The 22,143-nt window shown below is 66.6% G+C and carries 23 protein-coding genes and 1 pseudogene; 18 read left to right on the forward strand and 6 right to left on the reverse strand.

Annotation, left to right across the window (positions count from 1 at the left end):
* Nucleotides 1–11: 11 nt before the first annotated feature.
* The 4 genes from G6N24_RS09360 to G6N24_RS09375 are packed head-to-tail and all read left to right on the forward strand — an operon-like array spanning nucleotide 12 to nucleotide 3,385.
* Nucleotides 12–1,079: an alpha/beta fold hydrolase gene (locus tag G6N24_RS09360; RefSeq protein WP_085155843.1), complete on the forward strand. Its 1,068-nt coding sequence runs from the start codon at nucleotides 12–14 to the stop codon at nucleotides 1,077–1,079.
* Nucleotides 1,076–1,579, forward strand: a complete 504-nt coding sequence (locus G6N24_RS09365) for a flavin reductase family protein (RefSeq protein ID WP_085155841.1) — start codon at nucleotides 1,076–1,078, stop codon at nucleotides 1,577–1,579. The genes G6N24_RS09360 and G6N24_RS09365 overlap by 4 nt, the downstream gene beginning before the upstream one ends.
* Nucleotides 1,576–2,628, forward strand: coding sequence for a 3,4-dihydroxy-2-butanone-4-phosphate synthase (locus tag G6N24_RS09370; protein ID WP_085155838.1), 1,053 nt, complete (start codon nucleotides 1,576–1,578; stop codon nucleotides 2,626–2,628). The genes G6N24_RS09365 and G6N24_RS09370 overlap by 4 nt, the downstream gene beginning before the upstream one ends.
* Nucleotides 2,615–3,385: an SDR family oxidoreductase gene (locus G6N24_RS09375; protein WP_085155835.1), complete on the forward strand. Its 771-nt coding sequence runs from the start codon at nucleotides 2,615–2,617 to the stop codon at nucleotides 3,383–3,385. The genes G6N24_RS09370 and G6N24_RS09375 overlap by 14 nt, the downstream gene beginning before the upstream one ends.
* Nucleotides 3,386–3,442: 57 nt before the next feature.
* On the opposite strand, the pseudogene G6N24_RS09380 reads toward G6N24_RS09375, so the two are convergent.
* A pseudogene (locus G6N24_RS09380) lies at nucleotides 3,443–3,658 on the reverse strand (SEC-C metal-binding domain-containing protein); the annotation flags it as partial.
* Nucleotides 3,659–3,778: 120 nt separating this feature from the next.
* Here G6N24_RS09380 and G6N24_RS09385 point away from each other — a divergent pair.
* The gene (locus G6N24_RS09385; protein WP_085155832.1) at nucleotides 3,779–5,146 is read left to right on the forward strand and encodes an HNH endonuclease signature motif containing protein; all 1,368 of its coding nucleotides are present in this window, start codon (nucleotides 3,779–3,781) and stop codon (nucleotides 5,144–5,146) included.
* 120 nt (nucleotides 5,147–5,266) lie between these two features.
* On the opposite strand, the gene G6N24_RS09390 is transcribed toward G6N24_RS09385, so the two are convergent.
* Together G6N24_RS09390 and G6N24_RS09395 are read right to left on the reverse strand one after the other, a co-directional pair.
* Nucleotides 5,267–6,469, reverse strand: a complete 1,203-nt coding sequence (locus G6N24_RS09390; RefSeq protein ID WP_085155830.1) for a TetR/AcrR family transcriptional regulator — start codon at nucleotides 6,467–6,469, stop codon at nucleotides 5,267–5,269.
* A 14-nt stretch (nucleotides 6,470–6,483) separates the two neighbouring features.
* Complete coding sequence (locus G6N24_RS09395; protein WP_085155827.1) at nucleotides 6,484–6,876, reverse strand: limonene-1,2-epoxide hydrolase family protein; 393 nt, start codon at nucleotides 6,874–6,876, stop codon at nucleotides 6,484–6,486.
* A 500-nt stretch (nucleotides 6,877–7,376) separates the two neighbouring features.
* Between G6N24_RS09395 and G6N24_RS09400 the strand changes: the two genes are divergently transcribed.
* Genes G6N24_RS09400 through G6N24_RS09455 form a run of 12 tightly spaced genes read left to right on the forward strand, consistent with a single transcriptional unit; the run spans nucleotide 7,377 to nucleotide 18,328 of the window.
* Nucleotides 7,377–8,162, forward strand: coding sequence for an MlaE family ABC transporter permease (locus G6N24_RS09400; protein ID WP_085155877.1), 786 nt, complete (start codon nucleotides 7,377–7,379; stop codon nucleotides 8,160–8,162).
* Between the two features lie 9 nt (nucleotides 8,163–8,171).
* Nucleotides 8,172–8,987, forward strand: a complete 816-nt coding sequence (locus G6N24_RS09405) for an ABC transporter permease (protein ID WP_085155823.1) — start codon at nucleotides 8,172–8,174, stop codon at nucleotides 8,985–8,987.
* A 4-nt stretch (nucleotides 8,988–8,991) separates the two neighbouring features.
* Complete coding sequence (locus G6N24_RS09410; protein ID WP_085155818.1) at nucleotides 8,992–10,281, forward strand: MCE family protein; 1,290 nt, start codon at nucleotides 8,992–8,994, stop codon at nucleotides 10,279–10,281.
* A complete protein-coding gene (locus G6N24_RS09415) occupies nucleotides 10,278–11,306 on the forward strand; it encodes a virulence factor Mce family protein (protein WP_085155815.1) in 1,029 nt (342 codons plus the stop codon). The genes G6N24_RS09410 and G6N24_RS09415 overlap by 4 nt, the downstream gene beginning before the upstream one ends.
* On the forward strand, nucleotides 11,303–12,535 hold the full coding sequence (locus G6N24_RS09420; RefSeq protein ID WP_085155874.1) for a virulence factor Mce family protein: 1,233 nt from the start codon (nucleotides 11,303–11,305) through the stop codon (nucleotides 12,533–12,535). Before G6N24_RS09415 ends, G6N24_RS09420 begins: the two co-directional genes overlap by 4 nt.
* Entirely contained in the window at nucleotides 12,532–13,773 is a 1,242-nt protein-coding gene (locus G6N24_RS09425) for a virulence factor Mce family protein (protein WP_085155812.1), read from the forward strand. The genes G6N24_RS09420 and G6N24_RS09425 overlap by 4 nt, the downstream gene beginning before the upstream one ends.
* Nucleotides 13,770–14,909 carry a virulence factor Mce family protein gene (locus tag G6N24_RS09430; protein WP_085155808.1) on the forward strand — a complete coding sequence of 380 codons (1,140 nt, stop codon included), beginning with the start codon at nucleotides 13,770–13,772 and terminating at the stop codon, nucleotides 14,907–14,909. The genes G6N24_RS09425 and G6N24_RS09430 overlap by 4 nt, the downstream gene beginning before the upstream one ends.
* Entirely contained in the window at nucleotides 14,909–16,321 is a 1,413-nt protein-coding gene (locus tag G6N24_RS09435; protein ID WP_085155805.1) for an MCE family protein, read from the forward strand. Before G6N24_RS09430 ends, G6N24_RS09435 begins: the two co-directional genes overlap by 1 nt.
* Nucleotides 16,288–16,812 (forward strand): mammalian cell entry protein, encoded by a 525-nt coding sequence (locus tag G6N24_RS09440; protein WP_085155802.1) that lies wholly within the window; start codon nucleotides 16,288–16,290, stop codon nucleotides 16,810–16,812. The genes G6N24_RS09435 and G6N24_RS09440 overlap by 34 nt, the downstream gene beginning before the upstream one ends.
* A gap of 26 nt (nucleotides 16,813–16,838) precedes the next feature.
* Nucleotides 16,839–17,321, forward strand: a complete 483-nt coding sequence (locus tag G6N24_RS09445) for a hypothetical protein (protein WP_139822160.1) — start codon at nucleotides 16,839–16,841, stop codon at nucleotides 17,319–17,321.
* Between the two features lie 7 nt (nucleotides 17,322–17,328).
* Nucleotides 17,329–17,661, forward strand: a complete 333-nt coding sequence (locus tag G6N24_RS09450) for a DUF732 domain-containing protein (protein WP_085155795.1) — start codon at nucleotides 17,329–17,331, stop codon at nucleotides 17,659–17,661.
* Nucleotide 17,662: 1 nt separating this feature from the next.
* Nucleotides 17,663–18,328, forward strand: a complete 666-nt coding sequence (locus G6N24_RS09455; RefSeq protein WP_085155792.1) for a CAP domain-containing protein — start codon at nucleotides 17,663–17,665, stop codon at nucleotides 18,326–18,328.
* A 52-nt stretch (nucleotides 18,329–18,380) separates the two neighbouring features.
* On the opposite strand, the gene G6N24_RS09460 is transcribed toward G6N24_RS09455, so the two are convergent.
* The 3 genes from G6N24_RS09460 to G6N24_RS09470 form a co-directional block, all read right to left on the reverse strand.
* Nucleotides 18,381–18,788, reverse strand: a complete 408-nt coding sequence (locus tag G6N24_RS09460) for an NYN domain-containing protein (protein WP_085155789.1) — start codon at nucleotides 18,786–18,788, stop codon at nucleotides 18,381–18,383.
* 36 nt (nucleotides 18,789–18,824) lie between these two features.
* Complete coding sequence (locus G6N24_RS09465; RefSeq protein WP_085155786.1) at nucleotides 18,825–19,106, reverse strand: hypothetical protein; 282 nt, start codon at nucleotides 19,104–19,106, stop codon at nucleotides 18,825–18,827.
* 110 nt (nucleotides 19,107–19,216) lie between these two features.
* Nucleotides 19,217–19,861 (reverse strand): PE domain-containing protein, encoded by a 645-nt coding sequence (locus G6N24_RS09470; RefSeq protein WP_085155783.1) that lies wholly within the window; start codon nucleotides 19,859–19,861, stop codon nucleotides 19,217–19,219.
* 486 nt (nucleotides 19,862–20,347) lie between these two features.
* Between G6N24_RS09470 and G6N24_RS09475 the strand changes: the two genes are divergently transcribed.
* On the forward strand, nucleotides 20,348–22,132 hold the full coding sequence (locus tag G6N24_RS09475) for a PE family protein (protein ID WP_163745470.1): 1,785 nt from the start codon (nucleotides 20,348–20,350) through the stop codon (nucleotides 22,130–22,132).
* Nucleotides 22,133–22,143 lie beyond the last annotated feature (11 nt).

The raw sequence follows: 22,143 nt of genomic DNA on the forward strand, positions 1-22,143 counted from the left end.
GTGAGGCGAAGATGTCGCAGGTCCATCGAAACTTGAACTGTCGGGGCACCCGGATCCATGCCGTCCAGGACGGCGCGGGACCCTTGGTGGTGCTGCTGCACGGGTTTCCGGAATCCTGGTACTCGTGGCGCCATCAGATCCCGGCGCTCGCCGCCGCGGGCTACCACGTGGTGGCCATCGACCAGCGCGGGTACGGGCGCTCGTCGAAGTACCGCGTGCAATCGGCCTACCGCATCAGGGAATTGGTCGGCGACGTCGTTGGTGTCCTCGACGCCTACGGTGCGGAAAAAGCCATTGTCGTCGGTCATGACTGGGGCGCGCCGGTCGCCTGGACCTTCGCATGGCTGCATCCGGACCGATGCGCCGGCGTGGTCGGGGTCAGCGTTCCGTTCGCCGGTCGCGGCGTCATCGGCCTGCCCGGCAGTCCCTTCGGCGAGCGTCGGCCCAACGACTACCACGTGGAGCTCGCCGGCGAGGGCCGGGTGTGGTACCAGGACTATTTCTCCGCGCAGGACGGCATCATCGCCGAGATCGAAGAAGACGTGCGGACGTGGCTCTTGGGGCTGACGTACACGGTCTCCGGTGAGGGGATGATCGCGGCGACCAAGGCGGCCATCGAGGCAGGGATTGACGCCGACGTCCTGGCATCGATGGACCCGATCGACGTGATCCGTGCCGGCCCGCTCTGCATGGCGCAGGGCGCACGGCTCAAGGACGCGTTCATCTATCCGGAGACGATGCCGGCGTGGTTCACCGAGGCCGATCTCGATTTCTACACCGGCGAGTTCGAGCGTTCCGGCTTCGGCGGACCACTGAGCTTCTATCACAACATCGACAACGACTGGCACGACCTGGCCGATCAGGAGGGCAAGCCCCTCACCCCGCCGGCGATGTTCATCGGCGGACAGTACGACGTCGGCACCACCTGGGGCGCCGAGGCCCTCGACCGCGCGCACGAGGTCATGCCGAACTATCGCGGCACCCACATGATCGCCGATGTCGGGCACTGGATTCAGCAGGAAGCGCCCGAGCAGACCAACCGGTTGCTGCTCGATTTCCTTGGCGGGCTGCGTCAGTGAATCCGTTGCTCGCCGATCGTCTTGACGAAGCCCAACTGCGAAGGGCCTTCGGCTGTTTCCCGTCCGGCGTGATCGCGGTGGGTGCGATGGCTTACGGCAAGCCGATCGGAATGGCGGCAAGCTCGTTCGCCCCCGTCTCGATTGCCCCGCCCTTGGTTTCCCTCTGCATTCAGAACGGCTCGACAACGTGGCCCGGGTTGCGACTCAGTCCACGTCTCGGCCTTAGCGTGCTCGCCGAGGGCCACCACCAAACCTGCCTGAGCCTGTCGCGCACGATCGGCGACCGGTTCGCCGAGGTGGCCTGGGCGGAGCTGCCAAGCGGCGCAGTGGTCATTCACGGAGCCAGCGCCTGGTTGGACTGCCGCCTGCGCGCCGAGGTTCCGGCGGGCGATCACCTCATCGCCCTGCTCGAAATCCGCGCGCTGGGAACCGATCCCGACACACCGCCACTCGTTTATCACGGCAGCCGGTTTCGCCGACTTTCGGTGGAGCGCCGATGAAAACCACCGATGTGCGGGTGCGCCGCGCGATCACCGCGGTCGCGGCAGGGCATCCCGTCGTCCTCACCGACGGCACCGATCGCGACGGCTATCTCGCCTTCGCGGCCGAGGCCGCGACCCCGCGGCTGCTGGCTTTCACCGTCCGCCATACCTCGGGCTATATCCGAGTCGCGTTGCCGGGTTCCGAATGCGAACGGCTGAACCTTCCGCCCATGTGTCACCGCGACGATGCACACCGGGTGTCGGTCGACCTTCGCGGGACAGGCACCGGAATCTCGGCAGGCGACCGCGCCAGGACGATCGCCGCACTCGCGTCGCCCGGATCGGATGCTTCGGACTTCCTTCGCCCGGGCCATGTTGTCCCGCTGCAGACCCGGACTCACGGTGTGCTTGGCCGGCAGGGACCCGCCGAGGCAGCTGTCGACCTGGCCTACCTGGCCGGACGTCGACGTGCCGCGGCGCTGTCTGAAATCGTCTCCCACCGCGATCCCGCACGGATGGCCCGCGGCACCGAGTTAGTCGAATTCGCCGTCGAACACGCGCTGGCCGTGGTCTCGATCGACGAACTCGTCGCGTATCGGCGGCGCACCGAACCACAGGTGGTCCGGCTCACAGAGGCGCTCGTGCCCACGTGGGCCGGCAAGTCCCGTGTCATCGGCTTTCGTGACGCGCATGACGGCGGCGAGCATTTGGTCGTGATCGTGGGTGCGCCGGACGCCGGCATACCTGTGCCGGTGCACATCCACGTTGAATGCCTGACCGGCGATGTGTTCGGTTCGAAGGCGTGCCGATGCGGCGGGGAACTCCGCGGCGCGCTCACGCGGATGTCGGCCCAGGGCAGCGGCGTCATCCTGTACCTACGCCCACCGGGACGACCACGCGCCTGCGGTCTGTTCGCCCGCAGCGCAGCCGGGGATGCGGTGTCGGATACCGTGGCGTGGATTCTGCGTGATCTCGGGGTGTATGAGCTCACATTGTCCGACGACATGCCAGGATTTGGTCTTGTGCTGTTCGGGGCCATTCGCGAGGTAATCCATGACGCATCCTGACCTGGCCGGCAAGGCTGCGATCGTGACCGGGGCGGGAGCCGGCATCGGGTTCGCGGTGGCCGAGCGCCTCGTCGCGGAGGGATGCAGCGTGCTGTGTGCGGACATCGACGGCGCCGCGGCCGATGCGGCCGCACTGAAAATCGGTTCCGGCGCAATCGGTCATCGGGTCGATGTCAGCGACGAGCGGCAGGTGATCGGCATGGTCGACGCCTGCGTCACCGCGTTCGGTGGCGTCGACAAGCTCGTTGCCAATGCCGGTGTCGTCCATCTGACTTCGCTCCTCGACACGGCGGTCGAAGACTTCGATCGGGTGATCGCGATCAACCTGCGCGGCGCATGGCTGTGCACCAAACACGCCGCGCCGAAGATGATCGAGCGGGGCGGGGGAGCCATCGTCAACGTGTCGTCGTTGGCCGGCCACATCGGGGTGGCCGGCAGCGCGGCATACGGCATGTCCAAAGCCGGGATCAGTCACCTGGGTCGCGTCACCGCAGCGGAGCTGCGCTCGTCGGGCATTCGCGCCAACGCGCTGTTGCCCGCGTTCGTCGACACACCGATGCAGCAGACGGCGATGACGATGTTCGACGAAGCGCTCGGCGAGGGCGGCGCGCGCGCGATGATCGCCCGCCTGCAGGGCCGCATGGCCGCACCGGAAGAGATGGCCAGCATCGTGGCCTTTCTGTTGTCCGATGATGCGTCAATGATCAACGGCACCACGCAGATTGCCGACGGCGGGACAATCGCCGCGCTGTGGTGATCACCCGGGCGAGCGCCGGCTTGACGTCGTGCAACGTCACCTACAAGCGGGTCGTCTTCACGACGCAGATTCCGTGTCGATGAACGACATTGCGGCACAACACTTTTTGTACTTTCGCCCGGATCCGCACCAGCACTGCAGGTTGCGGCCCGGCGGCCAGGCGATCACGTCGTGGTCGCCCTGCGCTGTCAAGTGCGCGGCATACTCGGCGCGGGCCTCCGGGGAATCAGGCTCCCGACCCTGTTCGACGCACCAGGCAGAGAACGGCTCCACGCTGCCCGGAATCGCGATGGCGGCAGCTGCTTTCGCTGTAAGCGAAATATTTTGCGTCACTGATCGTTCCGCGACCATGACGGCCGGTTCTTGTCAGTGGCGGTTCGTAGGATTCTGCCTATGAGTTCGAGCACTCGCGAGGACATCGTCGAGGTCATCGGCGCGTTCCGTCGCGAAGCGAAACGCGTGTGTGAGTTGACGTTCGACGTGTTGACGACCCCGGAACGGCTGGGAGTGCTCGAAGCCCTCGAACAGGTGAAGCGTCAACTGCGCACACCCGAGCACGCCGTGATCAACCAACTCGCCGAACAAGCCAGCGAAGAAGAACTCGGCGGGCGGCTACGCTCGGCATTGGCCGACCGGCTGCGCATCACCCCCGCTGAGGCCAGCCGCCGCATCGCCGAAGCCGAAGACCTCGGTCCGCGGCGCGCCCTGACCGGCGAACCGCTGCCACCGCAGTTGACGGCGACCGCGGCCGCCCAGCGCGAGGGCAAGATCGGCGATGGGCACATCAAGGAGATCCGTGCCTTCTTCAGGGACTTGCCCGCCGCGGTGGACCTCGGTATCCGCGAGGCCGCCGAAGCGCAGCTAGCCGACCTGGCCACCACCCGTCGCCCCCACGACCTGCGCGGGCTGGCCACTCAGCTGATGGACTGGCTCAATCCCGACGGCAACTTTTCCGACGAGGAGTGCGCCCGCAAGCGCGGCATCACGTTGGGTAAGCAGGAATTCGATGGGATGTCGCGCATGAGCGGCCTGGTGACCCCGGAGTTGCGGGCCGCGATCGAGGCCGTGTTGGCCAAGCTGGCCGCACCCGGGGCCTGCAACCCCGACGATGAAACCCCGGTCGTGGATGACACACCCGATGAGGACGCGGTCAAGCGGGACACCCGCAGCCAGGCCCAGCGCAATCATGATGGATTTTTGGCCGGGCTGCGCGGGCTGTTGGCCTCCGGCGAGCTGGGGCAGCATCGGGGGTTGCCCGTCACCATCGTCGTTACCACCACGCTGAAGGAACTGGAAGCCGCCGCCGGCAAGGGTGTGACCGGGGGCGGTTCCCGGGTGCCGATGTCGGACCTGATTCGCATGGCGAGCAGCGCGCACCACTACCTCGCGCTTTTCGATGGTGGCAAACCCCTGGCGCTGTATCACGCCAAGCGGCTAGCGTCCCCGGCACAGCGAATCATGCTCTACGCAAAGGATCGTGGGTGCACAAAGCCGGGTTGCGATGCCCCGGCCTACCACAGTGAGGTGCATCATGTGACGGCGTGGGCGGCCACCGGGCGCACCGACATCAACGACCTCACACTGGCCTGCGGCCCGCACAACCGCCTTGTCGAAAAAGGCTGGAAAACCCGCACCAACAGCCACGGCGAGGTCGAGTGGCTACCGTCGGCCCATCTAGACCACGGGCAACCGCGAATTAATCGGTACCACCACCCCGAGAAAATCCTGTGCGAACCCGACGATGACGACCAACCCGATTGACGTCGCACCACGAAGACGTTGCCGCCTGGTCGGCATCGCCGGCAGGCATGAGGTCGAGCAAGCCGTAGTGCTTGGGGCCGAGGCCGCCGTTCTGGGCGCGCCACCGAGTCGTGGATACTTTCAAGCCGCGCTGGTCAGGATCGCCATCGCCAGGGCGGTAATCTCGTCCGCTACGCCGGCATAGCGGGTGAGATGCCATGTGCGCGCGACGTCTTCGATGAAGCTGATCGCCGACGCGACGAGCAGTCGCGCCCGTGCGACGGTCGTCTGGGGGACCAGCGCGCGGATCAGCTCGATCCACACGTTCTCGCGGTCGGTCTGATTCCTGATGTAACCGTCGCGCGCCTCGCCGGAAGCGTGCGAGAGTTCGGTAACGCACACGGCCACCAGATCCGGATCGTCCAGACTGACGCGTACATAACCTTCGACAAGTCCCCGGAGACGCTGCGCCGCTTGCTGATTCGCGCGTAGCACGCGGATGCACTCGAGACTGCGCCACTCGTCGAGGCGCCGAACCAGCGCATCCAGGATGGCTTGCTTGGAAGGGAACGAGCGGTACAGCCCGGGACCCGCGATTCCGGCCCCCTTTCCAATCTCGCTGGTGCTGACGGCCGGGTAACCCTGCGCGCGGAACAGTCGCGCGCCCGCGGCCAGCAGGGTTTCGTAGCGAGAGAACAGCACACCTTCCCCGTCCGGCGCCGCAGCGACGTTCGGAAGGGGCGTCAGCTCGCACACGGGAGGCGTCGTCGCCGCCGCCATGCACGCTTGGTACAGGCAGTCGTTGAGTTCGTCGGCCGGAAGGGTCAGATTGTGCCTGCCCAGGCTGGTGAGCGTGCAGGACACCGCCCACGCGCGCAGCTCCGAGTGCGGCGGGCTCAGGTCAGGCACCTCCAACAGGACGCTGGCGCGGATGCCGGCCACGATCGCTTGTATGCGGTGCCGGACCTCCGCGCGGTCGGCTTCGTTGAGGTAACGAGCCTCGCGCTGCCACAACACCGTCAAGGACCGGGATGCGACGGCCGCTGCGATCAGGTCCGGCAGATCGGCGCTCAGCGGCCGAAGTGTCGGCTCCGCCTGGCCATCGGTGAGCCGACGCGCGCTCTGGTACTGCTCCTGGCGGGTCCGGATCGACTCGGCGAGCAACGCCTGCTTGTTGTCGTAGTGCCGATACAGCGCGCGCGCGGTCACTCCCGCTGCCTCGGCGATGTCCTCCAACTTGACCGAATGGAAGCCGCGGTCGATAAAGAGCCTGACGGCCTGCTCGAGAATTTGTTGCTTCCGGTCCTTTGGCCGGCGCCTAACGGGTTGGGCGACGGTTTCCATCGACTCGACCCCCCCTATAGCTTCATCCCGCTCTGCCGCTCGAAGTCCGCAAGGTCAAAGTAGTCGCTGAAGCGAGTGATCTTGCCATTGTTCACCTCAAACACGCCGGCCACGGGAAGCACGACTTTGCGGCCGTCATTCATGGTGAAGTAGTCGACTCGTTCGACGAGCACCCGGCCGGGCTCGGCTGCCAGTGTGACGATATCGAGCTTGGCGTCGCAGAACGCGTCCAGAAAAGACTGGAAAATCGAGCGGATGCCGGCAATGCCCTCGATCGGCTCGACGGGCACGTTGTGGTAGACCGCGTCGTCGGCGAAGGCGCTACAGATGGTTTCGAGGCTGCGTCCCTGCCAGGAGCCGAGAAAGTCGCGGACGACCTTCTCGCTGGCTTCCCTGGTATCGGTCATGCGAACAGCTCCTTAAGGGGTATCGCCTTCTCTCGGACCCATAAAATACATCAGGCATGATACATGCGCTACGACATGGGTATTTGTGGGTCAGATGTCACTAGTCTGGCATATCACTCATAGACATATTTGGCGGATTCATGGCTCGCCCGTTCGGCACGCCTGCAACATCGGGCTCGGTAGTGGTGCGTACGCCTGGCCTCAGGCGAATTCGGGCACGCTGGCCAGCCGCACGTGCGCCGACGCTGCCTCCGCACGATTTGTCGCATGCACAGAGCGATCAAGTTGTGTCCGTCGGGCGCACCCGCGGGGCGACACTAGACCCCTTACCAAGCAGTACTAGCAATATACATCACTGGGCATAACTGGGGTTTTGCTTGGATGTTTACAGATTTAGTCCTGAATATATTGCGTACCGGCTATGGACATATGGGTGTTGGGTCGCGTACCCTCGGCGGTGTCACTCGTCCAGTTCGACCTGTCCGGGGGTGCGCGGCGACATGGTGATCGCGGTCGACCAAGCGGCTCATCCAGTCACGAGGCCGGTAGGCGCGATGGGCGACTTCTTCGCGATGACACTGGACACCTTCGTGTCGATGTTCCGGCCACCTTTCGCGTGGCGCGAATACCTGTTTCAGTGCTGGTTCGTGGCGCGGGTGTCGACGCTGCCAGGGGTGTTGATGACGATCCCGTGGGCGGTGATTTCGGGGTTCCTCTTCAACGTCCTGCTGACCGACATCGGTGCCGCGGATTTTTCCGGCACCGGTTGCGCGATCTTCACCGTGGACCAAAGCGCCCCAATAGTCACGGTCTTGGTGGTCGCGGGCGCGGGCGCCACCGCCATGTGCGCGGACCTGGGCGCGCGAACCATTCGTGAGGAACTCGACGCGCTACGGGTCATGGGCATCAACCCGATCCAAGCGCTGGCCGTTCCCCGGGTGCTGGCGGCCACAACGGTCTCGCTGGCCCTGAGTTCGGTGGTGACGGCGACCGGTCTCATCGGCGCGTTCTTGTGTTCCGTGTTTCTCATGCATGTCTCGGCGGGTGCGTGGGTGACGGGTCTGACCACGCTGACCCACACGGTCGACGTCGTCATCTCGATGATCAAGGCGACCTTATTCGGGCTGATGGCCGGACTGATCGCCTGCTACAAGGGCATGTCGGTCGGCGGTGGCCCGGCCGGCGTCGGCAGAGCGGTGAACGAAACCGTGGTGTTCGCCTTCATCGTCTTGTTCGTCATCAACATCATCGTCACCGCCGTCGGCATGCCGTTCATGGTGTCCTGAGGTGAACCCATGACGATGACAAAAACCCTTGTGGGCGAATGGAATCGGTTGGGATCGCAGATGCGGTTCTACATCACCGCCATGGCTGGGATTCCCGATGCCGTCATGCACTACCGCAGCGAGCTGCTGCGGGTGATCGCCCAAATGGGTTTGGGGACCGGGGTCCTGGCCGTCATCGGCGGAACCGTCGTCATCGTCGGGTTCCTGGCGATGACCACCGGCGCCATCGTGGCGGTGCAGGGCTACAACCAGTTCGCCTCCGTGGGCGTAGAGGCGTTAACCGGCTTCGCGTCCGCCTTCTTCAACACCCGCGAAATTCAGCCGGGGACGGTGATGGTCGCGCTGGCGGCCACCGTCGGAGCGGGCGCCACCGCGCAGCTGGGGGCGATGCGGATCAACGAGGAAATCGACGCGCTCGAGGTGATCGGAATCCGCAGCGTCAGCTACCTGGCCAGCACCCGAGTGCTGGCGGGAGTGGTCGTGGCCGTACCGCTGTTCTGCGTCGGGCTCATGACCGCCTATCTGGCCGCCCGCCTCGGCACCACGGCCGTCTATGGCCAGGGCTCCGGGGTGTACGACCACTACTTCAACACGTTCCTGCGCCCGACCGACGTGCTCTGGTCGTCGTTCGAGGTCGTCGTGGTGGCTCTGATGATCATGCTGGTGTGCACCTACTACGGATACACCGCGCACGGCGGGCCGGCCGGGGTAGGCGAGGCCGTCGGCCGGGCCGTGCGTGCCTCGATGGTGGTCGCGTCGATCGCGATAGTCATCATGACCCTCGCAATCTATGGCCAGTCCCCGAACTTCCACCTGGCGAGCTAATGCCATGAGACGCAAGCCAAGTCGCCACCGTCTGCACGACGCGTGGTGGACGCTGATCCTGCTCGCGGCGACCGGTGTGATTGTTCTGGTGACGGCCGTGTCCTTCAACGGCAGCCTCCGGTCCCATGTCCCAGTGACGCTGACGGCCGACCGCTCCGGACTGGTGATGGATGCCGGCGCCAAGGTCATGATGCGCGGCGTACAGGTCGGCCGGGTCAGCCGGATCGGCGACCGCACGAACGGGACCAGCCTCAACCTCGAGATCGACCCCGACCAGATCCGGCATATCCCCGCCAATGTCGAGGCACAGATCAGCGCCACCACCGCGTTCGGCGCCAAGTTCGTCGACCTGGTGATGCCGGAGAACCCAAGTCGCGCTCGGCTTTCCGCCGGCGCCGTATTGCATTCGCGCAACGTCAGCACGGAGATCAACACCGTGTTCGAAAACCTCGTCGGCCTGCTCAACATGATCGATCCGCTCAAGCTCAACGCCGTGCTGACCGCGGTGGCCGACGCCGTACGCGGGAAAGGCCAACGGCTAGGCCAAGCCACCACCGACCTCAACCAGGTATTGCAAGCACTCAACGCGCGCAGCGAGACCATCCGCCGAAACTGGCGATCCGTCAAGAACTTCACCGACACCTATAGCGCTGCCGCCCAGGACATCCTGACCATCCTGAACGCCGCCAGCACCACCGGCACCACCGTCGTGAATCATTCGGCAGCGCTGGATGCCTTGCTGCTCAACGTGATTGGCCTGTCAAACACCGGCACCAACCTGCTCGGTCGCAACAGGGACAATCTCGCCGCATCGGTCAACATCCTCGAGCCCACCACGAACCTGCTCTTCAAATACCACTCCGAGTACACCTGCTTCCTGCAGGGCGCCAAGTGGTATCTCGACAACGGCGGCTATTCGGCATGGGGCGGTGCCGACGGCCGGACGCTGCAACTCGACGTCGCGCTGCTGCTGGGCAACGACCCGTATGCCTATCCCGACAACCTGCCACGCGTCGCCGCCAGGGGCGGTCCCGGCGGACGGCCGGGGTGTGGATCACTGCCGGACGCCACCAAGAACTTCCCGGTGCGCCAGCTCGTCACCAACACCGGGTGGGGAACCGGGCTCGACATCCGGCCCAACCCCGGCCTCGGGCATCCCTGCTGGGCTGACTACTTCCCGGTGACCCGTGCCGTGCCCCAGCCGCCGTCTATCCGCCAGTGCATCCCCGGGCCGGCAGTCGGGCCGAACCCCGCAGTACCGGTGCCCGGCCCAGAACCGGGGGGGCAGCCATGAGGGAAAACCTGATGGGCGTCGTAGTGCGCCTCGGCGTCTTCCTCGCGGTTTGCGCGCTGACCGCATTCCTGCTGGTTGCCGTCTTCGGGGAGGTGCGGTTCGGCGACGGCAAGACCTACTACGCCGAGTTCACCAACGTATCGAATTTGCGGGAGGGCAAGCTGGTTCGCATCGCCGGCGTCGAGGTCGGCAAGGTCAAGAAGATCTCGATCAACCCGGACGCGACGGTGCGCGTCGAGTTCACCGCCGACAACTCGGTCACCCTCACGCAGGGAACCCGGGCGGTGATCCGCTACGACAACCTGTTCGGCGACCGCTACCTGGCGCTGGAGGAAGGGGCCGGCGGGCTCACCATACTTAGCCCCGGCCAAACGATTCCGCTGGCCCGCACCAAACCGGCGCTGGACCTAGACGCCCTGATCGGCGGCTTCAAGCCGCTGTTTCGTGCGCTGAACCCCGACCAGGTCAACGCGCTGAGCGAACAGCTGCTGCAGGCGTTTCAGGGACAAGGCCCCACCATCGCGTCATTCCTGGATCAGGCCGCGGTGCTGACCAACACGTTGGCGGACCGAGATCAGCTCATCGGGCAGGTGATCGACAACCTCAACGTGGTGCTGGGTTCGCTCGGGGGCCAAAGCGACCGGCTGGACCAATCGGTGACATCGCTGTCGCAGTTGGTGCACGGGCTCGCCGAACGCAAGACCGACATCGCCAACGCGGTGGCCTTCACTGACGCCGCCGCCGGCTCGGTCGCCGACCTACTGGCGCAAGCCCGGATGCCGTTGTCGACCGTGGTTCGCGAAACCGACCGGGTCGCAAGCATCGCGCTGGCCGACCACGACTACCTCGACAATCTGCTCAACACGCTGCCGGACAAATACCAGGCGCTGGTCCGCCAGGGCATGTACGGTGACTTCTTCGCCTTCTACCTGTGCGACGTCGTGCTCAAGGTCAACGGCAAGGGTGGCCAGCCCGTGTACGTCAAGGTGGCCGGTCAGGCCACGGGCCGGTGCGCGCCGAAATGAAGTCCTTCGCCGAACGCAATCGGCTGGCCGTCGGCGCCGCCGGCATCGTGACGATGGCCGCAGGCGTGCTGGGCGCCCTGCAGTACCAGCGACTCCCCTTTGTCGATCAGGGCAAAGGCGTCTCAGCCTATTTCGCCGACGCCGGCGGACTGCGGACCGACAACACGGTCGAAGTCTCCGGCTACCCGGTGGGAAAGGTGTCCAGCATCGAACTCGAAGGGCGCGGCGTGCTGGTCAAGTTCAAGGTGGACAACACCATTCGGCTCGGCAACCGCACCGAGGTGGCGATCAAGACCAAGGGCCTGTTGGGCAGCAAGTTCCTCGACGTCACACCCCGGGGCGAGGGCCAGCTCGAGGGTCCCATCCCGATCGAGCGAACCAGGTCGCCCTATCAGCTGCCCGACGCACTCGGCGACCTGGCCACCACCATCAGCGGATTGAACACCGACCGCCTGTCCGAATCGCTGGGCACCCTGGCGCAAACCTTTGCCGATACACCGGCGGATTTCCGGAACGCGATCGAGGGGGTGGCCCGGCTCGCGGAAACACTCGACGAGCGTGACGCCCAACTGCGCGGCCTGCTGGACAACGCCGCGAAAGCGACTGGCGTGCTGGCCAAGCGCACCGACCAGATCGTCGACCTGGTGCGTGACACCACCGCGCTCTTGGCGCAGCTGCGCACCCAAAGCGCCGCCTTGGATCAGATCTGGGCGAACATCTCGGCGGTGTCACGGCAGCTTCAGGGCTTCATCGGCGAGAATCGGCAACAGCTGCGGCCGGCGCTGGACAAGCTCAACGGGGTGCTGGCGATCGTCGAAAACCGCAAGGACCGTGTGCAGCAGGCCATCCCGCTGATCAACACGTACGTCATGTCGCTGGGCGAATCTCTGTCGTCCGGCCCCTTTTTCAAGGCGTACGTGGCGAACCTGCTGCCCGGCCAGTTCGTGCAACCGTTCATCAGTGCGGCGTTCTCCGACCTGGGGCTGGACCCGGCCACCCTGCTCCCGTCGCAACTGACCGACCCGCCAACCGGTCAACCCGGGACACCGCCGTTGCCGGTCCCGTACCCGCGGACAGGCCAGGGCGGCGAGCCGCGGTTGACGCTGCCCGATGCGATCACCGGCAATCCCGGCGATCCGCGCTATCCCTACCGGCAGCAGCCGCCCGCCCCACCGCCCGGCGGTCCACCGCCCGGGCCGCCCGCCCAGCAACCCGAAGGCCAACCGTGACAGCGAAACTCAGACGTGCCCGCTCCGTGTTGGCGACCTCCCTTGCCTTGGTGCTCGTCGCGGGCGTGATCGTCGCCATGCGAACCGCCGGGAGCGTTGGCCGCACCGTCGTCGTTGCCTACTTCGAGAACAGCAACGGTGTGTTTGCCGGAGACGACGTGCTCATCCGGGGAGTGCCGGTGGGCAAGATCCTCAAAATCGAACCGCAACCGCTGCGATCCAAGATTTCGTTCTGGTTCGATCGCAAGCACAAGGTCCCCGCCGATGCCACCGCGGCGATCCTGTCGCCGCAACTGGTAACGGGCCGGGCGATCCAGCTGACGCCGCCGTATACGAGCGGGCCCATCATGGCCGACGGCGCGGTCATCGGCCAGGACCGCACCGTGGTGCCGGTCGAGTGGGACGACTTGCGGGCGCAGCTTCAGCGGCTCACCGAACTGCTGAAGCCCTCCCAGCCGGGCGGTGTCAGCACGCTGGGTGCCCTCATCAACACCGCCGCCGACAACCTGCGCGGGCAAGGCTCCACGATTCGCGACACCATCGTCAAACTGTCGCAGGCGGTTTCGGCGCTGGGCGACCACAGCAAAGACATCTTTACCACCCTAAAAAATCTGTCGACGCTGGTGACGGCGCTGCACGACAGCGCGGATCTGCTCGAACAGCTGAACCACAACCTGGCCGCGGTGTCGTCACTGCTGGCCGACGACCCGAACAAGATCGCTGCGGCGGTCGAGGACCTCAACGCGGTCGTTGCCGACGTGCAGGGCTTCGCCGCCGAGAACCGTGAGGCGATCGGCACGACATCGGACAAGCTCGCGTCGATCTCCAAGGCGCTGGTCGACAGCCTCGACGACATCAAGCAGACCCTGCACATCAGCCCGACGGTCTTGCAGAACTTCAACAACATCTTCGAACCGGCCAACGGTTCGCTGACCGGCGCGCTGGCGGGCACCAACATGGCCAACCCGATCGCCTTCCTGTGCGGCGCGATTCAGGCCGCCTCCCGATTGGGGGGCGAGCAAGCGGCGAAACTCTGCGTGCAGTACCTGGCGCCGATCGTGAAGAACCGCCAATACAACTTTCCGCCACTGGGGGAGAACCTCTTCGTCGGTGCGCAGGCGAGGCCCAACGAGGTCACCTACAGCGAGGACTGGATGCGGCCCGATGACGTTCCGCAAGCCACCGATCCCGCGGCTGGCCTGCGCGGCATGATGACGCCGCCGGAAGGTCACTCATGAGAGTCAGTCTGATCCTGACGCTGATCCTGGCGGTGATCGGTGTATCCGGCTGCGGCTGGCGCGGACTGAATTCGCTGCCGCTGCCCGGCACACAGGGCGACGGCCCGGGGTCCTACCTGATCCAGGCACAGATGCCCGATGTCAACAACATTCAGCCGAACTCGCGGGTGCGCGTTGCCGACGTGACGGTCGGCCATGTGACCAAAATCGAGCGCCAGGGGTGGCACGCGTTGGTGACCATGCGGCTGGATGGCGACGTCAACCTGCCCGCCAACGCAACGGCCAAGATCGGCACGACCAGCCTGCTGGGTTCCTACCACATCGAACTGGGCATACCGAAAGACGAAGCGCCGCAAGGCAAGTTGCGCGGGGGCTCCACCATTCCGCTGTCGCGCGGCGGCGCCTACCCGAGCACCGAGCAGACGCTGGCGGCGCTGTCGTTGGTGCTCAACGGCGGCGGGCTCGGCCAGATACAGGACATCACCGAGGCATTGAGCACCGCCTTTCGCGGGCGCGAACAAGACCTGCGCAGCCTGATCGGTCAGCTGGACAAGTTCTCCGCACACCTCAACGACCAGTCCGATGACATCATCGCGGCCACCGAAAGCCTGAACCGGCTGGTCGGTAAGTTCGCCACCCAGCAACCGGTCCTGGATCGGGCCCTGACGACCATCCCCGACGCGCTCGCGGTGCTCAACAACGAACGAGACAAGCTCGTCGAGGCGGCCGACCAGTTGAGCAAGTTCAGCGCGCTGACCGTCGACTCGGTCAACAAGACCAAGGCCAACCTCGTCAACGAATTAAGGCACATCGGGCCCGTTTTGGAGTCACTCGCCAACGCCGGTCCCGCCCTGACCCGGTCGCTGTCGCTACTGGCCACCTTCCCCTTTCCAAATGAGACATTCGAGAATTTCCAGCGCGGCGACTACGCCAACCTGACCGCGATCGTCGACCTCACCCTTAGCCGTATCGACCAGGGCCTGTTTACCGGCACCCGGTGGGAGTGTCACCTGACCCAGCTCGAGCTGCAGTGGGGTCGCACGATCGGCCAATTTCCCAGCCCGTGCACCGCGGGCTACCGGGGCACCCCCGGCAATCCGCTGACCGCCGCCTACCACTGGGACCAGGGGCCCTGATGCTGCATCTACCACGACGAGTCATCGTGCAGCTGGCCATTTTCGCCGTGATCGCGGTTGGCGTACTGGCCGTCACGTTTCTGCACTTCGTCAAACTGCCGGCGATGCTGTTCGGCGTCGGCCGCTACACGGTGACGATGGAGCTGCCCGAGTCCGGTGGGCTCTATGGCTCCGGCAACGTCACCTACCGCGGCTTCGAGGTCGGCCGGGTGGAATCGGTGCGGCTGACCGACGGCGGAGTGCTGGCCGTCCTTTCTTTGAAATCGGGCATCGACATCCCGTCCGACCTCAAAGCCGAGGTGCACAGCCACACGGCGATCGGCGAATCGTACGTCGAGTTGTTGCCCCGCGACGCCACCTCGCCGCCGCTGAAAGACGGCGACGTCATCGCGCTGGCCGACACCTCGGTGCCGCCGGACATCAATGTCCTACTCGGCGCGGCCAACACCGCACTACAGGCGATACCGCACGACAACCTGAAAACCGTGATCGACGAGTCGTATACCGCGGTGGGCGGGCTCGGCCCGGAACTTTCCCGGCTGATCACGGGATCGTCGGACCTGGCGATCGATGCGCGCACGAACCTCGACCCGCTGCTGGCGCTGATCGACCAGGCGCAGCCGGTGCTCGATTCGCAGACCCACACGTCGGACGCGATCGCCGGGTGGGCCTCGCACCTGGCCGCGGTCACCGCGGAATTGCAGACGCACGACGCCGCCGTCGGCGCGGTCATCGACCGCAGCGGTCCGGCATTGGGGGAGATGCGTCAACTGATCGAACGGGTGCAGCCCACCTTGCCCATCCTGCTGGCCAACCTGGTCAGCGTCGGCCAGGTCGCGCTCACCTACCAGAACGACATCGAACAGCTGCTGGTGGTGTTCCCCATGGCCATCGGCGCCGAACAGGCCGGGATCCTTGCGAACCTGAACACCAAGCAGGACTACCGGGGTCAGTATCTGAGCTTCAACCTCAACCTCAACCTGCCGCCGCCGTGCACCACCGGGTTCCTGCCGGCCCAGCAACAGCGCATCCCCACGTTCGAGGACTACCCGGACCGCCCGGCCGGCGACCTGTACTGCCGGGTGCCGCAGGACTCGCCGCTCAACGTCCGTGGCGCCCGCAACATCCCGTGTGAAACCGTGCCCGGCAAGCGGGCACCGACCGTGAAGTTGTGCGAGAGCGACGAGCAGTACGTGCCACTGGGCGACGGCTTCAACTGGAAAGGCGACCCCAATGCCACCCTGTCCGGCCAGGGCATCCCGCAGTTGCCGCCCATGGCCGCCGCGCAGTACGACCCGGCCACCGGCACCTACACCGGGCCGGACGGCCATCAGTACACCCAATCCGACCTGGCTCACACCGCACCGAAGGACAAGACATGGCAAACGATGCTGCTGCCGCCGGGCAGCTGACGGAGGATATGTCGGCGCCGCGGCGCGCGATGCTGTTCGGCGTGGCCTCCGCCGTGGCATTGGCGATGCTGTTGGGCTGGCTGGGATTTCGCATTCACCAGTCGCAGCAGGAGCAGGCCCAGCGTAGTCAATTTCTGCAAGTGGCCCGGCAGGGCGCGCTGAACCTGACGACCATCGACTGGCGGCATGCCGACGCCGATGTGCGCCGCATTCTGGACAGCGCGACAGGCGAGTTCTACAACGACTTCGTCAGGCGCTCACAGCCATTCATCGAAGTGCTCCAGCAAGCTCAGGCCACCACCGTCGGCACCATTACCGAGGCCGGGCTTCAGGCGCAGACCGCCGACACGGCCCAGGCGTTGGTGGCGGTGTCGGTGCAGACCACGAACGCCGGTGAAGCAGACCCGGTTCCGCGGGTGTGGCGAATGCGTATCACCGTCCAGAAGGTCGGCGATCGGGCCAAGATTTCTGACGTCGGATTCGTGCCATGAGGCGCGCTGGCGGCGAGCCGCGTCGCATCCGCTGGCCGCGGGTGATCGCCTACACGCTGCTGCCCGGGCTGGCGTTGCTGTTGGCATCCGCCGCGGGCTATTTGAAATGGCAGGACACCTTCGCGCGCGCCGCCGCGGTTGCCCGCGCGGAATCCGTGCAGGCCGCCAGCGAAGGCACCATCGCGCTGCTGTCCTACCGGCCCGACACCGTGCAAAACGATCTCGAGGCCGCGCGGGGCAGGTTGACCGGTGCGTTCCTGAACGCCTACACCCAGCTGACCCGTGACGTGGTGATCCCCGGAGCAAAACAGAAGCAGATCTCGGCGGTGGCCACTGTCCCAGGCGCGGCGTCGGTTTCGGCTTCGACCAACCATGCCGTCGTGCTGCTGTTCGTGAACCAGACCATCGTCGTCGGGCAGGACGAGCCGACCAACACCGCATCCAGCGTCCGGGTCACCCTCGACAAGGTCGACGGGCGTTGGCTGATGTCGCAATTCGACCCGGTGTGAGCCGACAATGCAGCGGGTGCTGGCGGGTGCGCTGTTATTCGGTGTCGCGACGGCGGCGGCGACACCGAGTGCGCGCGCCGATGAGGTGGCCTATCTGGTCAACGTCACGGTGCGTCCCGGCTACAACTTCGCCAGCGCCGACGCCGCCTTGAGCTACGGACATGGCCTCTGCGACAAGGTAACTGCGGGCCGCACCTATGCACGGCTCATCGGCGACATCAAGGCCGACTTCAACACCGCCGACGAATACCAGGCCTCCTATCTGCTCGGCCAGGCGGTCAACGAACTGTGCCCCGCGCTGATCTGGCAGTTGCGACGCTCGGTAGCCAAAGGAGATTGACATGCGGCACCGACTGCTGGCCCTGCCCGCGTTGTTCGCCCTGACCGCCGGCCCCGCGTTGGGTGCACCCGCCGCGCAGGCCGACAACAAGCGGCTCAACGACGGTGTGGTCGCCAATGTCTACACCCTTCAACATCAGGCCGGCTGCACCAACGACATCAAGATCGACCCGCGATTGCAACTGGCCGCCCAATGGCACACCCTCGATATGCTGAACAACCGAAACCTCAACGACGACATCGGTTCTGACGGGTCCACGCCGCAAGACCGCGCGAATGCCGCCGGCTTCCATGGCAAGGCGGCCGAAACCGTGGCGATCAATCCCGCCATCGCGATCAGCGGCATCGAGCTGATCAACCAGTGGTATTACAACCCCGCGTATTTCGCGATCATGTCCAATTGCGCCAACAGCCACATCGGGGTGTGGTCGGAGAACGCCCCGGACCGCACCGTCGTGGTGGCCGTTTACGGCCAACCCGATCGAGCTCCGCAGACACCACCGAGGGGAGCGCAGACCGGGCCGCCGTCTCCGGTGGCCCTGCAGGAGAACGTCCCGATCGATCCCAGCCCCGACTACGACGCGAGCGACGAGCTCGAATACGGCATCAGCTGGCTCCCGTGGATCCTGCGCGGCGTGTATCCCCCGCCCGCCATGCCGCCGCAGTAGCCAAGCGCCGGCCCCTGCCGAAGGCTGTCAGGAGCCACCGGCAATGAGTCGATCACTTCGCTTCACCACGGCCCGTGGGTTTCGCGGCGCGCGGATCGATGAGGTCGCGGAAGCCTTCCGCCCGATAGACGGATGCACCTATGCTCCGGACCCGGTCGGTCAACGCCTTGTCCGATGTCACGACACGAATTTCGTGTGGCCGGGCGTCGGCTCGCACCAACCGGACGATCTCGTCGTCGGCCGAGTTGGCGGCCGCCGCGGGCGCATGCGCCACCGCGATCACCGCGGCGCGGATAGTGGTTGACGGCGGCCGTTCGAACACCACCGTCACGTCGCAGCCGTGCTCCGAGGCCCACCGGTCCAGCCGGTCCACCAGCATGACCATCGCGCCGTGGCGGTCCTTCCACCATCCGTCCGGGCGAGTCCCGATCACGTTCATACCGTCAACGATCCACCGCACACCACACGGTACGACGCCGTGGATGCATTCGCCGCTTCAGAACCATCTGCGCTTGCGGTACTTCTTGTTGATCTCTCGCCGAAACTGCTCGACGTGCCGCTCAGCGGCTGCCGATTCCAACGCCCCAAGAGCGTTGACAACCTCCAGGTGCGAGAGGATGAGGAGCCCGTTTAACTGCTTGAGTCGTTCCGGGTTGTTCGCCAGCGACTCTTGGTCGTCGATGTGGATGAGCAAAAAGTCGCGGAGTGCCTGGCTACCGGTCATTCGCTCCGGGACTTTCAGGTTCCGCAAGATTGTGGCCATCTCGGGCTCGGTCACTACAGCCTCTCTTTCGCTTGCTGCTCAGGTGACCCCGCAAGCCTAAGAGACCGGCCCGGTGGTGGCTACGCGCTTCGGCGAAGCGGTGATGTGAGAAATGGGCGACTTGTTTACAAGACGCGCTCACCAGGCTGCTGGTCTTCCCGGCCCGCGCGCTGGTCATCGTCCTCATCCTGGGCGGGTGTTGTGCTCGACGCCAACCCGGCCTTGGATGACCCGCCGCCGGCAGCACCTTGACCCATCGAGCCCAGCGGGGCGGCGCCGCTTGCCGCCGATGATCCGGCGTTGGCGGCGGCCTGTGCCATCGGCGAAGAGGGGGCTTCGATCAGTCCGGCCATCAGCGGCGTGCGGGCGGCCGTGCCGGCCGCACCGGGCAGCACCTCGGCGCGCGCCAATCCCGCGCCAACGCTTGCGCCCGAACCACCCGCCAGCGGGTGGCGGGACATCGCAGCGGCACCCAACGTCAAGGCGCCGGCGGCGTCCCCGTCGGTCTGGTTGTAGATGCGCGCGATGTCCGTCAGCGCCGCGCCCGTGCGCATCAGCTCTTCCTGAGCAGCAGTGTTGGACGCCAGCATGGAGGTGGCCTCCGCCGCGAACGCCATCGCCGCCTGCGCCGAGACCTCTTCGCCGCCCGCAGGTATCAGCCCGGTCACCGTCATCGCTGCGGCGGCGCCGGAGTCGAGGCCGCGGGCGCCAATTTCGACCAATTGTGAACCGATGTCGCCGGCGGCCGGATCGTGTGACATGGAATCCATTTGCGTGTGCTCCTGTGCGTTTGTGCGCGGAAACCGTTCGTTACGACCGCTAACAACTCAACGTCAGTGGGGTCTCCGGCGCGATTACGGCCCTAAACCCCGGTCCAGCTACGCCGGACGATAGGACAATTCTAGAGGCACCCCGGGGGGCTAGCCAGCACGTTTCGGCGAATGAGCAGCTTGCGGGCCGATTAGCGGCTCAAAATTGGTCCTTGAGAACAAATTCGACGGTGACGGCCATCACCATGGGCGCCGGTCTATTGGGTGCATCACACGACGGTGCGTAGCGGGGTGCGCCCCGAAGCGGTACACCCGCGGAAGTGGAATTCGCAGCCGCGACGTCCTCCCCCACTAGGGGGAGGAAATTTCATCTCCCAAATCCGCCATTTGGCCGAGGGCCCCTCGGACATAGTGAGGTGACAGTGGTTGGTGGGCCGAACGTCCGCTCGGTGACGAAATCCGCTCGAACAAAGGGGATCGATGGTGATGTCGTTCGTGTTGGCTACCCCGGAAGCGCTGGCGGCGGCAGCGGCTGATGTGGCGGGCATCGGTTCGGCGCTGAGCGAGGCAAATGCGGCGGCGGCGCCGACCACCGCACTGTTGGCCGCGGGTGCCGATGAGGTGTCGCACGCGGTGGCATCGCTCTTTTCCGCGCATGCCCGGGCCTATCAGGGTCTGAGCGCTCAGATGGCAGCGTTTCACGACCAGTTTGTGCGGATCCTCAACTCGAGTGCGGGCGCATATACGGCCGCCGAGGCGGCCAACGCTTCGCCCCTTCAGCAGGTGCTCAACGTGATCAACGCGCCCACCGAAGCGTTAGTGGGTCGCCCGCTGATCGGCAACGGCGCCGACGGGGCGCCGGGGACCGGCCAAAGCGGCGGAGCCGGCGGGATCTTGTTGGGCAACGGCGGCGACGGCGGGTCGGGTGCGGCCGGCCAGGCCGGCGGTGCGGGCGGCGAGGCCGGGCTGATCGGCAGCGGTGGCAGTGGCGGGCTCGGCGGCGCCGGCGCGAACGGCGGGGCTGGTGGTCGCGGCGGCTGGCTGTACGGAAACGGTGGTAACGGCGGGAACGGCGGGAACGCGACGGCGACCAGCATGGCCGGCGGCAGCGGGGGCGCCGGCGGCGATGCCGGGCTGTGGGGTGCCGGCGGTCACGGCGGCAACGGCGGCGCCGGCATGCCCGGGGCGGACGGCGTAAACCCCACATCCAGCACCGACCCCAGCCTCGCTGGCGGAGCAGGCTCCAGTAATCAAGTCGGCAAATCCGGTGCCGTCTCCGGCGGGAACGGCGGTGACGGCCAACCCGGCCCCACCGGCGTCGACGGCGGTACCGGCGGTAGTGGCGGCAATGCCGATACCACTGTCGTAGGCGACGCCGGCTCGAGCGCCACCGCCGGTAACGGTGGCGACGGCGGTGCCGGCGGTGCCGGGGGTGCCAGCGGCGGTGACGGCGGTCAGGGCGGCTACGCCCGCTCGCAGGCCAACACGGCAACCGGGGGTTCGGGCGGTCACGGCGGTGACGGCGGCGTCGGCCTGAACGGTCAGGACGGCAGCGCCGGCGGCGCCGGCGGTAACGGGGGGCGCGGCGGGCTGCTGGTCGGCAACGGCGGTAACGGCGGCTACGGCGGTGATGGTGGCCATGGCGGCGCCGGTTCTGCCGGCGGCGCCGGCGGTGACGGCGGTGGCCTCAACCCCGTCCCGACCACCTCCAACAGCGCCTACAGCTCGAACGCCAACGCCCACGGCGGTTCCGGGGGATCGGGCGGCGACGGCGGCACCGGCGGGCATGGTGGTCTCGGCGCCGCCGGCGGGGCGGGCGGCAATGGCGGCGCCGGAGGGTTGCTGGCCGGCAACGGCGGGGTCGGGGGCCACGGCGGCGCCGGCGGGGCGGGCGGCGGCGGCGGGCACGGCGGCGACGCCGGCGCCGGCGCCGCGGGCGGCAATGCCGGTGCCCCGGCTGGTCAGGCCATCGGCGGCAACGGCGGCAACGGCGGCAACGCCGGCCACGGCGGCGATGGCGGCAACGGGGGCGACGGCGGACACGGTGGCGCCGGTGGACGCGGCGGATTGCTCGGCAAGCAGGGCGCGGTCGGCGGCGGCGGCGACGGCGGCACCGGCGGTGAGGGCGGCACCCGGGGCAGCGCGGGTAGCGGCGGTGCGGCCGGCTTGGGTCTGGGGTCTACCGGTTCTCATGGCGGCACCGCCGGAAGCGGCGGCGTCAGCACCCCCGACTTCGACGGGACCGACGGCACTGCCGGCAACCACGGGTGACCGCGGCTGCC

Origin of the sequence: Mycobacterium lacus, from assembly GCF_010731535.1 — a bacterium.
GTDB classification, from domain to species: domain Bacteria; phylum Actinomycetota; class Actinomycetes; order Mycobacteriales; family Mycobacteriaceae; genus Mycobacterium; species Mycobacterium lacus.

Bases quoted from the DNA above. Each gene is read 5' to 3' on its own strand.
- G6N24_RS09360 (WP_085155843.1), top strand. From the start codon at position 12: ATGTCGCAGGTCCATCGAAACTTGAACTGTCGGGGCACCCGGATCCAT.
- G6N24_RS09385 (WP_085155832.1), top strand. From the start codon at position 3,779: ATGAGTTCGAGCACTCGCGAGGACATCGTCGAGGTCATCGGCGCGTTC.
- G6N24_RS09370 (WP_085155838.1), top strand. From the start codon at position 1,576: ATGAAAACCACCGATGTGCGGGTGCGCCGCGCGATCACCGCGGTCGCG.
- G6N24_RS09440 (WP_085155802.1), top strand. From the start codon at position 16,288: ATGGCAAACGATGCTGCTGCCGCCGGGCAGCTGACGGAGGATATGTCG.
- G6N24_RS09455 (WP_085155792.1), top strand. From the start codon at position 17,663: ATGCGGCACCGACTGCTGGCCCTGCCCGCGTTGTTCGCCCTGACCGCC.
- G6N24_RS09415 (WP_085155815.1), top strand. From the start codon at position 10,278: ATGAGGGAAAACCTGATGGGCGTCGTAGTGCGCCTCGGCGTCTTCCTC.
- G6N24_RS09375 (WP_085155835.1), top strand. From the start codon at position 2,615: ATGACGCATCCTGACCTGGCCGGCAAGGCTGCGATCGTGACCGGGGCG.
- G6N24_RS09410 (WP_085155818.1), top strand. From the start codon at position 8,992: ATGAGACGCAAGCCAAGTCGCCACCGTCTGCACGACGCGTGGTGGACG.
- G6N24_RS09435 (WP_085155805.1), top strand. From the start codon at position 14,909: ATGCTGCATCTACCACGACGAGTCATCGTGCAGCTGGCCATTTTCGCC.
- G6N24_RS09470 (WP_085155783.1), bottom strand. From the start codon at position 19,861: ATGGATTCCATGTCACACGATCCGGCCGCCGGCGACATCGGTTCACAA.
- G6N24_RS09430 (WP_085155808.1), top strand. From the start codon at position 13,770: ATGAGAGTCAGTCTGATCCTGACGCTGATCCTGGCGGTGATCGGTGTA.
- G6N24_RS09475 (WP_163745470.1), top strand. From the start codon at position 20,348: ATGTCGTTCGTGTTGGCTACCCCGGAAGCGCTGGCGGCGGCAGCGGCT.
- G6N24_RS09395 (WP_085155827.1), bottom strand. From the start codon at position 6,876: ATGACCGATACCAGGGAAGCCAGCGAGAAGGTCGTCCGCGACTTTCTC.
- G6N24_RS09450 (WP_085155795.1), top strand. From the start codon at position 17,329: ATGCAGCGGGTGCTGGCGGGTGCGCTGTTATTCGGTGTCGCGACGGCG.
- G6N24_RS09420 (WP_085155874.1), top strand. From the start codon at position 11,303: ATGAAGTCCTTCGCCGAACGCAATCGGCTGGCCGTCGGCGCCGCCGGC.
- G6N24_RS09400 (WP_085155877.1), top strand. From the start codon at position 7,377: ATGGTGATCGCGGTCGACCAAGCGGCTCATCCAGTCACGAGGCCGGTA.
- G6N24_RS09405 (WP_085155823.1), top strand. From the start codon at position 8,172: ATGACGATGACAAAAACCCTTGTGGGCGAATGGAATCGGTTGGGATCG.
- G6N24_RS09390 (WP_085155830.1), bottom strand. From the start codon at position 6,469: ATGGAAACCGTCGCCCAACCCGTTAGGCGCCGGCCAAAGGACCGGAAG.